Annotated in this window: 13 protein-coding genes; 8 read left to right on the forward strand and 5 right to left on the reverse strand. The window is 70.2% G+C overall.

Annotated features, from left to right (window positions below; all coding sequences use genetic code 11):
* Nucleotides 1-155: 155 nt before the first annotated feature.
* Together ACZ303_RS30960 and ACZ303_RS30965 are read right to left on the reverse strand one after the other, a co-directional pair.
* Nucleotides 156-1,502 carry a cellulase family glycosylhydrolase gene (locus tag ACZ303_RS30960; RefSeq protein ID WP_467343854.1) on the reverse strand — a complete coding sequence of 449 codons (1,347 nt, stop codon included), beginning with the start codon at nucleotides 1,500-1,502 and terminating at the stop codon, nucleotides 156-158.
* Nucleotides 1,503-1,551: 49 nt separating this feature from the next.
* Nucleotides 1,552-2,514, reverse strand: a complete 963-nt coding sequence (locus ACZ303_RS30965; RefSeq protein ID WP_467343806.1) for a zinc-binding dehydrogenase — start codon at nucleotides 2,512-2,514, stop codon at nucleotides 1,552-1,554.
* Between the two features lie 270 nt (nucleotides 2,515-2,784).
* Here ACZ303_RS30965 and ACZ303_RS30970 point away from each other — a divergent pair, with 270 nt between their 5' ends.
* Nucleotides 2,785-4,107 (forward strand): TolB family protein, encoded by a 1,323-nt coding sequence (locus ACZ303_RS30970; protein ID WP_467343807.1) that lies wholly within the window; start codon nucleotides 2,785-2,787, stop codon nucleotides 4,105-4,107.
* A gap of 56 nt (nucleotides 4,108-4,163) precedes the next feature.
* Here the strand turns inward: ACZ303_RS30970 and ACZ303_RS30975 are convergent, their stop codons facing one another.
* Nucleotides 4,164-5,375, reverse strand: a complete 1,212-nt coding sequence (locus ACZ303_RS30975) for an NAD(P)-dependent malic enzyme (RefSeq protein WP_467343808.1) — start codon at nucleotides 5,373-5,375, stop codon at nucleotides 4,164-4,166.
* 478 nt (nucleotides 5,376-5,853) lie between these two features.
* Between ACZ303_RS30975 and ACZ303_RS30980 the strand changes: the two genes are divergently transcribed.
* The 3 genes from ACZ303_RS30980 to ACZ303_RS30990 all read left to right on the forward strand — a co-directional run bounded on the left by ACZ303_RS30980 (nucleotide 5,854) and on the right by ACZ303_RS30990 (nucleotide 8,938).
* Complete coding sequence (locus ACZ303_RS30980; RefSeq protein ID WP_467343809.1) at nucleotides 5,854-6,816, forward strand: ABC transporter substrate-binding protein; 963 nt, start codon at nucleotides 5,854-5,856, stop codon at nucleotides 6,814-6,816.
* A 479-nt stretch (nucleotides 6,817-7,295) separates the two neighbouring features.
* On the forward strand, nucleotides 7,296-8,180 hold the full coding sequence (locus tag ACZ303_RS30985; RefSeq protein WP_467343855.1) for an amino acid ABC transporter permease: 885 nt from the start codon (nucleotides 7,296-7,298) through the stop codon (nucleotides 8,178-8,180).
* Nucleotides 8,177-8,938, forward strand: a complete 762-nt coding sequence (locus tag ACZ303_RS30990; RefSeq protein WP_467343810.1) for an amino acid ABC transporter ATP-binding protein — start codon at nucleotides 8,177-8,179, stop codon at nucleotides 8,936-8,938. Before ACZ303_RS30985 ends, ACZ303_RS30990 begins: the two co-directional genes overlap by 4 nt.
* 67 nt (nucleotides 8,939-9,005) lie before the next feature.
* On the opposite strand, the gene ACZ303_RS30995 is transcribed toward ACZ303_RS30990, so the two are convergent.
* Nucleotides 9,006-9,767, reverse strand: a complete 762-nt coding sequence (locus ACZ303_RS30995) for a class I SAM-dependent methyltransferase (protein WP_467343811.1) — start codon at nucleotides 9,765-9,767, stop codon at nucleotides 9,006-9,008.
* A 102-nt stretch (nucleotides 9,768-9,869) separates the two neighbouring features.
* Here ACZ303_RS30995 and ACZ303_RS31000 point away from each other — a divergent pair, with 102 nt between their 5' ends.
* Nucleotides 9,870-10,514 carry a CGNR zinc finger domain-containing protein gene (locus ACZ303_RS31000; protein WP_467343812.1) on the forward strand — a complete coding sequence of 215 codons (645 nt, stop codon included), beginning with the start codon at nucleotides 9,870-9,872 and terminating at the stop codon, nucleotides 10,512-10,514.
* Here ACZ303_RS31000 and sodX read toward each other — a convergent pair.
* The gene (gene sodX, locus ACZ303_RS31005) at nucleotides 10,403-10,870 is read right to left on the reverse strand and encodes a nickel-type superoxide dismutase maturation protease (RefSeq protein ID WP_467343813.1); all 468 of its coding nucleotides are present in this window, start codon (nucleotides 10,868-10,870) and stop codon (nucleotides 10,403-10,405) included. The genes ACZ303_RS31000 and sodX overlap by 112 nt on opposite strands.
* 143 nt (nucleotides 10,871-11,013) lie before the next feature.
* Here sodX and sodN point away from each other — a divergent pair, with 143 nt between their 5' ends.
* The 3 genes from sodN (at nucleotide 11,014) to ACZ303_RS31020 (ending at nucleotide 13,621) form a co-directional block, all read left to right on the forward strand.
* Complete coding sequence (sodN, locus tag ACZ303_RS31010) at nucleotides 11,014-11,409, forward strand: superoxide dismutase, Ni (RefSeq protein ID WP_467343814.1); 396 nt, start codon at nucleotides 11,014-11,016, stop codon at nucleotides 11,407-11,409.
* A 219-nt stretch (nucleotides 11,410-11,628) separates the two neighbouring features.
* The gene (locus ACZ303_RS31015) at nucleotides 11,629-13,083 is read left to right on the forward strand and encodes a vWA domain-containing protein (RefSeq protein WP_467343815.1); all 1,455 of its coding nucleotides are present in this window, start codon (nucleotides 11,629-11,631) and stop codon (nucleotides 13,081-13,083) included.
* Nucleotides 13,055-13,621, forward strand: a complete 567-nt coding sequence (locus ACZ303_RS31020; RefSeq protein WP_467343816.1) for a hypothetical protein — start codon at nucleotides 13,055-13,057, stop codon at nucleotides 13,619-13,621. The genes ACZ303_RS31015 and ACZ303_RS31020 overlap by 29 nt, the downstream gene beginning before the upstream one ends.
* The last annotated feature ends 9 nt before the right edge of the window (nucleotides 13,622-13,630 follow it).

The following is a 13,630-nucleotide window of genomic DNA, read 5'->3' on the forward strand; positions in this document are numbered from 1 at the left end:
CGGAGCGGGCCCTATACGGGGCGTAAAGCGAAGCAGCCCCGTATAGGGCCCGCGGAGGCCCGACCCCGCACCATGACCAGCCCCGCGCAGCGGACCCCGCCCCGCGCAGCGGACACCGCGCCCACACCCGGGCAACAAGGGAACACTGAACGCCGTCAACCGGCCGCGCCCGGGACAACCACGACCGTCACCGTCCCCCTGGCCCACACCCGCGGCCTCGCACTCACCCCCGGGGGTACCCGGACCGTATCCGTCCGACCCGGACCCAGAACCCGCAAACGCCAGCCGCGCGCAAACCGCGGAACGGAGAGTTCGGTCGGACCCCGGCCACGGGGCTCGTACGTCAAGGTGTACGTGCCTGCCTCGTAGCTCTCGGACCGGACGTCGCCCGCCACCGCCACCGCATAGGGACGAACCGTCGCCGCCGTGGAAGGGTGAACGCGGCCCGCCTCGTCCAGCGCGCAGTAGCCGCCCCCGTAGCACCACGTGTAGCCCGTCCAGCCCGCCGCGTAGCGGGACATGGACGCCAGCGCGTCCTCGTAGAAGCGGGGCATGTTGGGGAGGGAAGGGTTCGGCGGGCCCCACTCGCCGATCACGACCGGGACGTGCCGCTCGCGGGGATAGCGGGTCACCGCCGCCTCGTACGTCTCGATCCAGCCGGCCGCGGGGTCGTAGTCCTTCCCGGCCTCCATGGCGGCGTTGTAGAAGTGCGGTGCGTAGACCACCTTGCGGTCGGCCACGCGTCCCAGGGCCGTCGGGAGTCCCTCGCCGACGATCGGGGTCGGCTCGATGAAGAGCCAGTGCCGGCGGTCGACGCGCCGCACCGCCTCCGCGAGGCGGTTGTACATCGGGGTGAGCTGGTCCCGCTCGATGCGACGCGCGGCGTCCGGCAGGGACTCGCCCGCCCGCAGCCGGCCCATCGGCTCGTTGATGAGGTCGTAGCCGAAGACGGCCGGATGGTCTGCGAGGCGGCCCGCGAGGACCTGCCACATCCTCGCCTGGGCGCGCCGCAGGTCCGCGTCCTCGTAGAGGTGCTCGAACGCCGCCTGCACGGCGGGCTCGTAGTACTCGGCGAACCAGTCGTCGGGGTGCGGGGTGTACGGCAGGCCGTCCGTGCGCGTGGCCCATTCGGGGATGCCGCGGTGGCTGCCGAAGGCCGGCCCGTAGATGTCCTGGTGGGCGTCGATCACCACGCGGACGCGATGGGCGTGCGCCCAGTCCAGGATCCGTTCGACTTTGCGGAGGTAGCGCTCGCTGTACTGGCCCGGCCGCGGCTCCAGGTCGTCCCAGAAGACGAGCAGCCGCGCGACGTCGAAGCCGTGCGCCGCGAGGTCGCGGAAGTGCCTCTCCGTGATGGCGGACAGCGCGTCCGCGCCCCGGTGGTTCTTGTCCTCGACGTTCCAGCCGCGCAGCGTGAGCACCCGCCCGTGCTCGTCGGTCAGGGGCGGGATGCCGCCCGGGGGCGTACGGGCCTGCGCTGTGCCCGGCATGAGAAGCGCCATCAGCAGCAGTAACGCCGCCCCCACCTTGCGCACGGCCCACCCCTTCCCGTCAGACGGTCAGGACCACCTTGCCGAACAGGTCGCCGCCGGCCATCTTCTCCAGCCCCTCCCGCGCCCGGTCAAGGGGCAGGACGCTGTCGATCACCGGCCGCACGCCCGTGGCCGCGCAGAAGGACAGCAGATCGGCCAGTTCCTCCTTGGTGCCCATCGTCGAGCCGACGACCTTCAGCTCCAGGAAGAAGATCCGGTTGAGCTCCGCGGACTTCGGGCTCGGCCCGCTGGTCGCGCCGGAGATGACGAGCGTGCCACCGGGCTTGAGGGACTTGACCGAGTGCGACCACGTGGCGGCGCCCACGGTCTCGATGACCGCGTCGACGCGGTGCGGCAGCCGTGTCCCCGGCTCGTACGCGGCCTCCGCGCCGAGCTCCACGGCGCGCTCGCGCTTGGCCCCGTCGCGGCTGGTCGCGAAGACCCGCAGCCCGGCCGCGGCGCCCAGCACGATCGCCGCCGTGGCGACGCCGCCGCCGGCGCCCTGGACGAGGACGCTCTGGCCGGGCCGTACGTCCGCGTTGGTGAAGAGCATCCGGTACGCGGTCAGCCAGGCGGTCGGCAGACAGGCCGCCTCCTCGAAGGAGAGTCCCTTCGGCTTGGGCAGGACGTTCCAGGCGGGGACGGCGACGCGCTCGGCGAACGTGCCCTGGTAGCGCTCGGTGAGGATGGAGCGCGGCTCGCGCGGGCCCACGCCGTGGCCGGTCTGCCCGATGACGGAGTGGACGACGACCTCGTTGCCGTCGCCGTCGAGACCGGCGGCGTCGCACCCGAGGATCATCGGGAGGGCTTCCTCGCCGAGCCCTACGCCGCGCAGCGACCAGAGGTCGTGGTGGTTGAGCGACGCCGCCTTGACGTTGACGACCGTCCAGCCCGGGGGTGCCTCGGGCTCGGGGCGCTCTCCCAACTCGAGGCCGTTGAGCGGCTGGTCACGGTCGATGCGTGCGGCGTAGGCGGCGAACATGATCCGAACCTAGACCCGGGGCGTCCGTGGCGGAACCACACCGCGATGTGACACGCGCCGCGTCTCTTTCCGGCCGACCCGCCCCGGAGGCCGTCCGTCCCCATTGACCGCGCCCGGAGGCCGGGATTGGCTTCCCTCTGCCCGTACTCGGCACCGCCCGTACATGTCGCCCGGAGGGGTAGGAATGCGCTGACCCGGACGACATCACGGCCGACCCCGCCGTCCGAGCGGTGCCCTTCGGCCACGACCCCACCTTCCGGAAAGGGCTTCATGCCTCGTATCAGACGGGCCGTCGTAGCGGCGGCACTCTTAGGGAGCGGCCTGGCGGTCCTGCCGCCCCTGACCACCGCCTCGGCCGCCGCGAAGGAGCCGGGCGTCGAGCGGGTGAGCGTCGCCACCGGCGGCGCCCAGGCCGACACCGAGGCGACCGGCGCGCGGATCAGCGCCGACGGCCGCCTCGTCGTCTTCGAGTCCCAGTCCACCGCCCTGGTGCCCGGCACCAAGGCCAACCGCAACCTCTTCGCCCGCGACCTCGCCGGCGGGAGGACGGAGCTGGTCAGCGTCGCCACCGACGGCACCCAGGCCGACGGCGCCTCGTACTCGGCATCGGTGAGCGGCGACGGGCGGTATGTCGTCTTCGACTCCGAGGCGGCCAACCTGGTGCCGGGCCGCAACACCGGCAACACGCTCGACGTCTTCGTCCGGGACCGCCGGACGGGCCGCACCGAGGCCCTTCTCCCCCGCCCCGCCGCCGAGCGCTCCCAGACCTCGTCCCCGTCCATCAGCGCCGACGGCCGCTACGTCGCCTTCTCCTCCACCCGCTCCGACCTGGTGCCCGGCGACACCAACGGGCAGGCCGACGTGTTCGTCATGGACCGCCGGGACAACAGCGTCCGGCGGGTCAGCGTCACCAGCGCCGGCGCCCAGGCGGACGGCTTCTCCGTCACCCCGGTGATCAGCGCGGACGGCAGCCGGGTGGGCTTCAAGAGCGTCTCCGACCTGGAGCCCGGAACCGGCGCCTCGCTCCAGCGCCCGAGGGCCCGCAGCTTCTACACCCACGATCTGCGCACCGGGCGCACGGAGCTGGCCGCCAAGCGGCTGGACGGCGGCCCGGCGGCCGCCGACGGGCCCATCAGCCTCAGCCCCGACGGCCGTTTCGCCCTCTACTCCTCCACCTCGGCCGACGTCGTGGACGGCGACACCAACGGCAAGGCGGACGCCTTCGCGAGGGATCTGCGCACCGGCGTCACCCGGCGCCTGAGCCTGGCGGCCGACGGCTCCCAGGGGAACGCCGGCTCGTACAGCGGCGCGGTCATGAGCGCCGACAACCGGCGGGTGTTCTTCGCCTCCGACGCCACCAACCTGGTGCCCGGGGACACCAACGGCGCCGCGGACGTGTTCGTACGCGACCTGCGCACCGGCGGCGTGGAGCGCCTCAGCGTCGCCGCCGACGGCACCCAGGCCGACGGCGGCTCGTTCGGCGCCGAGGTCGACCTCGCAGGCCGCGCCGTGGTCTTCGACAGCGCCGCGGCCAACCTGGTGCCGGGCGACACCAACGGGGTCCAGGACTCCTTCGTCCGTCGCACCCGCTGACCGCCCGGCGACGGCCGGGCCGCGCCCCCGGGCGGGGGCGCGGCCCGGATCGCGCGTCAGCGCCGGGCCACGCCCTCCGCGCGGGCCGCGGCCGCCACGGCGGCCGTGACCGCCGGGGCGACCCGCTCGTCGAACGGCGAGGGGATCACGCACTCCGCGCTCAGCTCGTCGGCCACCACGGCGGCGAGCGCCTCGGCGGCGGCGAGCTTCATGCCCTCGGTGATCCGCGAGGCCCGCACCTGGAGGGCGCCGGCGAAGATGCCGGGGAAGGCGAGCACGTTGTTGATCTGGTTGGGGTAGTCGCTGCGCCCGGTGGCGACGACGGCCGCGTACTTGCGGGCGACGTCGGGGTGGATCTCCGGGGTGGGGTTGGCCATCGCGAAGATCAGCGCGTTCTTCGCCATGGTGGCGACCGCCGACTCCGGGACCGTACCGCCGGAGACGCCGATGAAGACGTCCGCACCGTCCAGCGCCACCTCCAGCGGGCCGGAGAGCCCGGCCTTGTTGGTGTACTGCGCCAGGTCGCGCTTGACGGAGTTGAGGTCCTCGCGCTCCCGCGACACGATGCCCTTGCGGTCGCAGACGGCGACGTCGCCGATGCCCGCCTCGACCAGGATCTTGGCGATGGCGACGCCGGCCGCGCCGGCACCCGAGATCACCGCGCGCAGCTTGCCGAGCGGCCGCTCCGTGAGCGTGGCGGCGTTGCGCAGCGCGGCGAGGGTGACGACGGCCGTGCCGTGCTGGTCGTCGTGGAAGACCGGGATGTCCACCCGGTCCTGGAGCTTGCGCTCGACCTCGAAGCAGCGCGGCGCGGAGATGTCCTCCAGGTTGATGCCGCCGAAGGAGGGCGCGAGGCGCGCGATGGTGTCGACGAGGTCGTCGACGTCCCGGCAGTCGAGCGCGATCGGCACCGCGTCGACGCCGCCGAACTGCTTGAAGAGGATCGCCTTGCCCTCCATCACGGGCAGGGACGCCTCGGGGCCGATGTCCCCCAGGCCGAGCACCGCGCTGCCGTCCGTCACGACCGCCACGACCTGGGACTTCCAGGTGTAGTCGTGGACGAGCTCGGGCTGCTCGGCGATGGCGCTGCAGACCTTGGCGACGCCCGGCGTGTAGGCGAGGGACAGATCGTCCCGGTCCCGCACGGGGACGGTCGCCTGGATGGCCATTTTTCCGCCCCGGTGCAGCGCGAAGGCCGGATCGAAAAGTTCGTCGTGAGCCTCGTCCGGACCGTTGCCGCTCCGAGGATTCACAATCTCCGCTGCCACTATTTGACCCCTTTGTCGAATTGCCGTCGAGGGTAGCTGCCCGAGGTAGCGGACGGCCGGGCGCACCGCACATGCGCCCTGAGCCCCGGGTCCGGGGTGCAGGTCTTTCTATCAAATGAGCGCTACGGCCGACGAGTGAGTATGCGGCGCCGTAACCCACGGCACACACACGGAGACGTCAAAACCGTGTCAACTGGTGCCGGAAGTCCATGGAGTGAGACAGAAGGTGCGTGATGTGCGTCTCGCGCCTATGAGGAACGCCCCAGTCCGGTAGTACGAACCGACCTGGTGCCGCACGGGGATCACCCGTTATCCGATTTTGACATGGCTGGCACCCCGAACGGTGCAGTCCAGATGGCAAGATGCCCAAACCACACGAGGTCGCGGCTCCCGCCGATGCGTGCTCGTGACCTTGTGTGACCAGCGCTTATGCAGCGAGATCCGTCGGCTATCCCCTCACCCGCAGGAGGAATCAGCAATGACCGCAAGCTCCACCCATCGCCCGGCTGCCGCCAGGAGTCGTACGGCCGCCGTCGGCGCGATCGCGGTCGCCGGCGCCCTGCTGCTGACCGGCTGCGGCGACATGAGGGACAAAGCAGGCCCCGCCGACCAGGGAGTGAAGGGGTCGCAGGCGCCGCTCTTCGGCAAGCTGCCGAAGCGGATCCAGGATTCCAAGGTCATCAAGGTCGGCTCCGACATCGCCTATCCGCCGGTCGAATTCAAGAAGGGCGGCAAGGCGGTCGGCATCGACCCCGACATCGCTGCCGCCCTGGGCAAGGAGCTGGGGGTGCGCTTCGAGTTCAACAACGGCACCTTCGACAACCTGCTGATCGGTCTGCGCTCCAAGCGGTACGACATGGCGATGTCGGCCATGACGGACACCAAGGACCGCCAGGAGGGCAAGGACTCCAAGACGGGCAAGAAGGTCACCGACGGTGTCGACTTCGTCGACTACTTCACCGCCGGCGTCTCCATCTACACCAAGAAGGGCGACACCAAGGGCATCTCGTCCTGGTCCGACCTCTGCGGCAAGAAGGTCGGCGTGCAGCGCGGCACGGTCTCCGACGACATGGCCAAGGCCGAGTCGGAGAAGTGCGAGAAGGACGACAACGACGCGATCTCCATCGAGGCCTTCGACACCGACCTGGAGGCCCAGACCCGGCTGAAGGCCGGTGGCGTCGACGCCGTCTCCAGCGACTTCCCGGTCGCGGCCTACGCGGTCAAGACCTCCGGTGGCGGAAACGACTTCGAGGGAGTCGGCGAGCAGGTCGAGGCCGCTCCGTACGGCATCGCCGTCGCCAAGGACAACGCCCAGCTGCGGGACGCCCTCAAGGCGGCCCTCGACGCGATCATCAAGAACGGTGCGTACGAGAAGGTCCTGAAGACCTGGGGCGTCGAGGCCGGCGCCGTCAAGGAAGCCAAGATCAACGGCGGTTCCTGACCCCTCTCCCTCCCCTCGTACGGCACGCTGAAAGGCCATACCCCGTGACTGCTTCCCCCGAAAAGCCGGAGCCCGACAAGTCGGAGCCGGACCGTCCGCAGCCCGAGGCCGCGGACGACAAGACCACCGGCGCGACGCCGGAGCCGAAGCCCGAGAAGGCGGCTGAGGACAAGGCCGAGCCCGAGAAGGCCTCGGACGCCAAGGCGGACAAGGCTGACAAGCCGGACACCGAGAAGTCGGACGCCAAGGCTGCCGCCGCGTCCGACAAGACGGACGACAAGGCGGACGACAAGCCCGCCGACGCCGAGCCGGAGCCCGAGAAGAAGGCCGCCGAGAAGGCCGCCGAGACGCCGGACGCCGACAAGAAGGCCCCCGCCAAGGCCGACCTCGCGAAGAAGAGCGCCGACGAGCCGGCCGCCGACGGCCCCCGGGCCAAGGCCGCGACCAAGACCGCGGGCGGTGGCGGCGGGCCGGAGGCCATCAAGGCCATCCCCGTCCGGCACTACGGCCGCTGGGTCTCCGCCGTCCTCGTCCTCGCCCTCCTGGGCCTGCTGTTCAACGCCTTCGCCACCGCGAACGTCAACTACAGCGCCATCCCGGACTACCTCTTCGACTCGACGGTCGTGACGGGCCTCGGCAAGACCGTCCTGATCTCGGTGCTCGCCATGGCGCTGGGTCTGGCGCTCGGCATCGTGCTGGCCGTGATGCGGCTGTCGAAGAACCCGGTGACCTCCTCGGTCTCCTGGCTCTACATCTGGTTCTTCCGGGGCACCCCGGTGTATGTCCAGCTGCTGCTGTGGTTCAACCTCGCGCTGATCTTCCCGTACATCAACCTCGGCCCGATCTACCGGGACGAGATGAGCGACTTCATGACCCCGTTCATGGCCGCGCTGCTCGGCCTGGGGCTCAACGAGGCCGCGTACATGTCGGAGATCGTCCGTGCGGGCATCCAGTCGGTCGACGAGGGCCAGACCGAGGCGTCGCACGCGCTCGGCATGAACCAGGGCAAGACCCTGCGGCGGGTCGTGCTGCCGCAGGCGATGCGGGTGATCGTGCCGCCCACCGGCAACGAGTTCATCAACATGCTCAAGACCTCGTCGCTGGCGGCGAGCGCCGCGCAGTACCTGGAGCTGCTGCGCTCCACCTCCGACATCGGCCAGACCACCGGTGCCACGGTCGAGATGCTCTTCCTCGCCGCCACCTGGTACCTGATCCTGACCAGCGTCTTCAGCGTCGGCCAGTTCTACCTGGAGCGGCACTACGCCCGCGGCTCGCTGCGAGCCCTGCCGCTCACGCCGTGGCAGAAGATCAAGACCAACCTGGCCACCGTCGGTCACCGTTCCCCCGGAGGTGTCAGCGCATGAACGCGATGGTGAAGGCCGAGGGCGTCCACAAGTCCTACGGCGCCGTCCAGGTCCTCAAGGGCATCGACCTCGAGGTCGCCCCGCGCGAGGTGTTCTGCCTCATCGGCCCGTCCGGTTCCGGCAAGTCCACCTTCCTGCGGTGCATCAACCACCTGGAGAAGATCAACGCCGGTCGGCTGTCCGTCGACGGCGAGCTGGTCGGCTACCGCCAGAAGGGCGACAAGCTGTACGAGCTCAAGGACAGCGAGGTGGCCCTGAAGCGGCGGGACATCGGCATGGTGTTCCAGCGCTTCAACCTCTTCCCGCACATGACGGCGCTGGCCAATGTCATGGAGGCGCCGATGCAGGTCAAGGGCGAGACCAAGGCGGTGGCCCGGGAGCGCGCCCTGAAGCTCCTCGACCGCGTCGGCCTGGCCGACAAGGCCGGCAACTACCCCTCCCAGCTCTCCGGCGGCCAGCAGCAGCGCGTGGCGATCGCCCGCGCGCTGGCCATGGAGCCGAAGCTGATGCTCTTCGACGAGCCCACCTCGGCGCTCGACCCGGAGCTGGTCGGCGATGTCCTGGACGTCATGCGGGGCCTCGCCGAGGACGGCATGACGATGATCGTCGTCACCCATGAGATGGGCTTCGCCCGCGAGGTCGGCGACTCCGTCGTCTTCATGGACGACGGCGTGGTCGTCGAGTCCGGCCACCCGCGCGAGGTGCTGACCAACCCGCAGCACGAGCGGACGAAGTCGTTCCTGTCCAAGGTCCTTTAGGGCCGGCCGGGCAATGACGAGGAGGCGGTACGGGCGAGCCCGTACCGCCTCCTTCTGCCGTCCGCGCCTACTTCAGCGCCAGCACCATCGCGTCCGTGGGCGAGCACCACACCTGCCGGGCCTCGGCGAAGCCGGCCTCGCGCAGCGTACGGGCGTGCCACTCGGCGGAGGGCATGTCACCGTCGGCGTGCTCCCCGTAGATCGCGAAGCGCTCGGCGGTCGGCCCGGCGAGCACCGGGTCGGCGGCCGCGAGCTCCCACCACTCGCGCCAGTCGACGGCGCCCTCGGCCTTGGCCCGGTCCATGCGCGCGTGCCGCAGGGCGCGTTCGGCCGCGTTGATACGGGGCGTGGAGTCGTCCGGCATGCCGTCGGCGTTCATGAAGACGCCGCCCTCCCGGACGAGCCCGGCGAGCTGTCCGTAGAGCGTGCGCAGCGGTTCCGTGTGCAGCCAGTGGAGCGCGGTGGCGGTGAGCACCGCGTCGTAGCTGTCGTGGGGCAGCTTCCGGGTCCACCGCGGGTCCTTGAGGTCCGCGGTCACGAACTCGATCCGGCTGTCGCCGGCGAAGGTGCCGCGGGCGATGGTCAGCAGGGCGGGGTCGAGGTCGACGCCGGTGGAGACGGCCTTGGGGAAGCGGTCGAGGAGGCGGGCGGAGATCGAGCCGGTGCCGCAGGCGAGGTCCAGCACCCGGGCCTCGGTGCCGACGCACGCCTCGACCATGTCGAGCATGACCCGGAACCGCTCCTCGCGGTCGGGCAGGTACCACTCCTGCTGCCGGTCCCAGCTCTCCTGCCAGGCGCCCCAGTCCGGGCCGGTGACGGCCTGTGTCATGACATCCCCTCCAACAGGTCACACGGTGTAATACCCTCGATCGCACACCGACCATTACTGATCGACAGCAGCGACCATAGACCGCCTGCGTAAGGACCACAAGTGGAACTGGCCTATTACTCGGACTTCGCCGTGCGGCTGGTCAACAGCGAGGAGCCCGCGCGCGGCACCGACCAGCTCACCTCGGTGGAGGCCGTGCGCGAGCTCTTCGGGGCCGGTGCGCAGGGCGCCCGGCGCGCGGCCGACAGCGACGTCACCCGGCTGAGGTCCGTACGGGCGCGGCTGCGCACGGTCTTCGAAGCCGCGGCCGAGGGCGACGAGGTGCGGGCCGTGGACCTGCTCAACGCGCTGCTGATGGAGTTCCCCGTCAGCCCGCAGATCTCCGGGCACGAGTTCCGCGACGACGACGGCCGCCCCAAGTGGCACATGCACATCGCCGATCACGCCGCCAACGCCAGCGCCTCGTACACCGCGACCGCCTGTATGGGCCTGGCCGTCCATCTGACGGAGTACGGCGTGGACCGGCTCGGCATCTGCCAGGCGGCCCCCTGCCGCAACGCCTATCTCGACACCTCGACCAACCGCTCGCGCCGCTACTGCTCCGACCGCTGCGCCACCCGGGCCAACGTCGCCGCCTACCGCGCCCGCAAGCGCCTGGAGAGCCAGGAGGCCGAGGCCGCCGGCACCGCCCGTACGGGCCTGAGCGCCGACGCCAGCCACGCGAGCAGCGCACCCGCCGAGCGCTGACCCGGGGCCGGCGGGCGGCGCAGCCGCACCCAGGCGCGGGCCACCACGAACTCGTCGGGCACGGTGCCGAACTCCCGGCTGTCGTTCTCCACGAGCGGGTTGTCGCCCATCACCCACCAGCCGCCCTCGCGGCGCTCCACCGCCCGCTTGACGATGAGCAGGTCCTGCCGGAACGGGTGTCGCAGCACCACGACATCACCCGGTCGCACGGCCGCCCCGTACTGCACGACCAACTGGTCGCCGGGGTTGAGCGTCGGCACCATCGACGGGTTGTAGACCTCGGCCAGCCCGATCCGCAGCAGTCCGCGACGCTCGCGGTCCTGCTCATGCCCGCGCTCGTCCACTTGCTCCCGCACCACGGCACCTCCGGTCCGTTTCCTCCACCAGTCCCAGCCTGACACCGGTCTTTTGTCCTAAGCCCCCCGGGGCACCCGAGAAAAGCCTTCCCACACCGAGTAATCTCGCACCTGAGAAGACGATCACGAGGAAGGACAGCTCTATGCTTTCCCGCCTGTTCGCCCCCAAGGTGCAGGTCAGTGCCCACTGCGACCTGCCCTGCGGCGTTTACGACCCGGCCCAGGCCCGCATCGAGGCCGAGTCGGTCAAGGCAGTCCAGGAGAAGTACCAGGCCAACGAGGACCCGGACTTCCGCACCCGCGCCCTGATCATCAAGGAGCAGCGCGCGGAGCTGGCCAAGCACCACGTCTCGGTGCTGTGGAGCGACTACTTCAAGCCGCCGCACTTCGAGAAGTACCCCGAGCTCCACCAGCTGGTCAACGACACCCTCAAGGCGCTGTCCACGGCCAAGGCGTCGAACGACCCGAAGACGGGCGAGAAGGCCCTGGAGCTCATCGCCCAGATCGACAAGATCTTCTGGGAGACCAAGAAGGCCTGACCCGGTATCGGCCGCCCGGTCATCGCCGCGTCGCCGCCACCGATTCACCGTCCGCGCCCGGTCCGTCTCGGACCGGGCGCGGTCGGCTTTCCGTTCGCTCAATTGATCGCATCCGAAGGTATTCCCATCGGTCTGTCGTCAAACTCTCCCCGGCCAGGGCGCCATGTGGTTCTCTGGATGGCCAGTACGGTTCACCGCACGCGCATCACGGGGGATGCAATGGGCGATCCACCCATCGAGCTCTTACTCCTGACCGAACGTCCCGTCGCCCGGAACGACGAAGTGACGGAAATCGACGCGATCGTCGAAGTCAGATGCCGCTCCACGGAGAGCGTCGGCCGCGCCGCGAACGCCATGAATCTCTGTCTGGTGATCGACCGCAGCGGCAGCATGTCGGGCAAGAAGCTCGACACCGTCAAGCGGAGCTGTGCCGACATCCATCGGCGCATCACCGGTGACGATCTCTTCACCGTGGTCGTCTTCGACGACGACGCCCAGGTCGTCATCAATCCGCAGACACCCGCCGATCAGGTGGAGGAAAGGCTGGCCGCCATCACCTCGGGCGGCCTGACGAACCTCTCGCTCGGCTGGTATCAGGGGCTCCTGGAACTCCAGACGCACATGGAGGACAACCACTACAGCCGGCTGATCCTGCTCTCCGACGGCATGGCGAATGCCGGGGAGACGAAGAAGACGACGCTCGCCGGTATCGCGTCGAGGGCGCGCGACGAGGGCATCACGACGTCGACCATCGGGGTCGGCAACGACTTCCAGGAGGATCTCCTGGAGGCGATCGCCACGGCGTCGGGCGGCAAGTTCTGGTACATCGACGAAGCGGGAATCGAAAACATCCTCGAAGAGGAGTTCCAGGGCGCTCTGACCGTGGCCCTGGACAGCCCCACGGTCGAGCTGTCCCTGCCCCGGGGTGTGACCATGAGCCGGGAGCTGAATTCCCTGCGCAAGGTCTCCCGGCGGTATCGGCTCCGGCCGCTCAAGGGTCAGGACACCTTCAATTTCGCGGTCCGGCTGGAAATCGATCCGACGCGGATGAACGCCGGGGAGCTGACCCTCGGCGCGGCGCTCTACGACAGCGGCCGACGCGTCGCCGGCACCGAGCGGAACGTCACCCTGGCCCCCTTGCAGGACGTGGCCCGCGCCCCGGTCGACCCCCTGGTCCGCAGCGTCGTGGAGCAGCACGAGGCGGCCACGACCGACGAACAGGCCCTCCGGCAGCTGGACTCCAACGACCTCAGCGGGATGCGGACGATGCTCACGGCGGAGGTCGCCAGGATGCGTACGATCGAGGAGGGGCTGTTCGCGGAGTCCGACGGTCCGGACGGCGACCGCTACCTCGGCGAGATCGGGCACCTCGGCTGGCACCGCTCGACGAACGAGGTGCAGGCGACGATCGTCGACCTGGTGGAGCGGTATACGCAGGAGCCCGAGGTCGGCTCCATCCTGATCCGGCTGCGCAAGAGCGTCGCCCATAAGTACGGCATGAAGAACGTCCGCCAGGTCGGCTCCATGGGCTACGACGACGACGTCCAGCTCGCCCTCCTGGTGGAGGCCATCGGCGTCACCGACATCCTGATCGGCAAACACCCCGAGGACCGGGACGTACTGGAATCGAAGCGCGAGAAGCTCCGTGAATACCTGGCACGCTTCACCCGATAGCGACTGGACGACGGGTGGCACCCCAATCGTCGGCCACGGCGGCGGCATCGGGGAATTCGGCGCCTCCTACGCGCTCGAACCGCGGACCGAGCCGATGCTCAACGGCCGGATCACCGCCGAGGTGCTGCTGACGAGCCGCCGGGGCACGGGCGCCGGGCTGATCTGCCGGGCCGACCACGACTGGACGTTCCTCGCCTTCTACACCGCGCCGGAAGGGGCGGACGACACCACTACGGTCGCGAGATTCGGCGTCTTCCGGGAGGGCGTGCTGACCCCGGTGGCGGCGCTGCCGGAGCCGGTCGATCTGAGCCCCGGCTACAACCGGTTCTCGCTGGAATTCTTCTCCGGCCACGTACGGGGCGAGATCCGCGCCGGCGAGCGGACGTACGAACTCCACGCGAGCTGCCCGCACCTCCCGCTCCCGGGGCGGGTGGGGGTCGTCAAGTTCTACGGCGCGGGCGTCCTGATCAAGTCCGTGTCTGCCGAAAGGACGGAAATGCCGATCGCCGCACCGCAGGAGGAACGCACGGAAGGGTAGTTCGAGTTC

Source organism: Streptomyces sp. NPDC023527, assembly GCF_055560115.1.

Coding starts and splice junctions, on each gene's coding strand:
- ACZ303_RS30960 (WP_467343854.1), bottom strand. CDS start 1,502: ATGGCGCTTCTCATGCCGGGCACAGCGCAGGCCCGTACGCCCCCGGGC.
- ACZ303_RS30965 (WP_467343806.1), bottom strand. CDS start 2,514: ATGTTCGCCGCCTACGCCGCACGCATCGACCGTGACCAGCCGCTCAAC.
- ACZ303_RS30970 (WP_467343807.1), top strand. CDS start 2,785: ATGCCTCGTATCAGACGGGCCGTCGTAGCGGCGGCACTCTTAGGGAGC.
- ACZ303_RS30980 (WP_467343809.1), top strand. CDS start 5,854: ATGACCGCAAGCTCCACCCATCGCCCGGCTGCCGCCAGGAGTCGTACG.
- ACZ303_RS30990 (WP_467343810.1), top strand. CDS start 8,177: ATGAACGCGATGGTGAAGGCCGAGGGCGTCCACAAGTCCTACGGCGCC.
- ACZ303_RS30995 (WP_467343811.1), bottom strand. CDS start 9,767: ATGACACAGGCCGTCACCGGCCCGGACTGGGGCGCCTGGCAGGAGAGC.
- sodN (WP_467343814.1), top strand. CDS start 11,014: ATGCTTTCCCGCCTGTTCGCCCCCAAGGTGCAGGTCAGTGCCCACTGC.
- ACZ303_RS31015 (WP_467343815.1), top strand. CDS start 11,629: ATGGGCGATCCACCCATCGAGCTCTTACTCCTGACCGAACGTCCCGTC.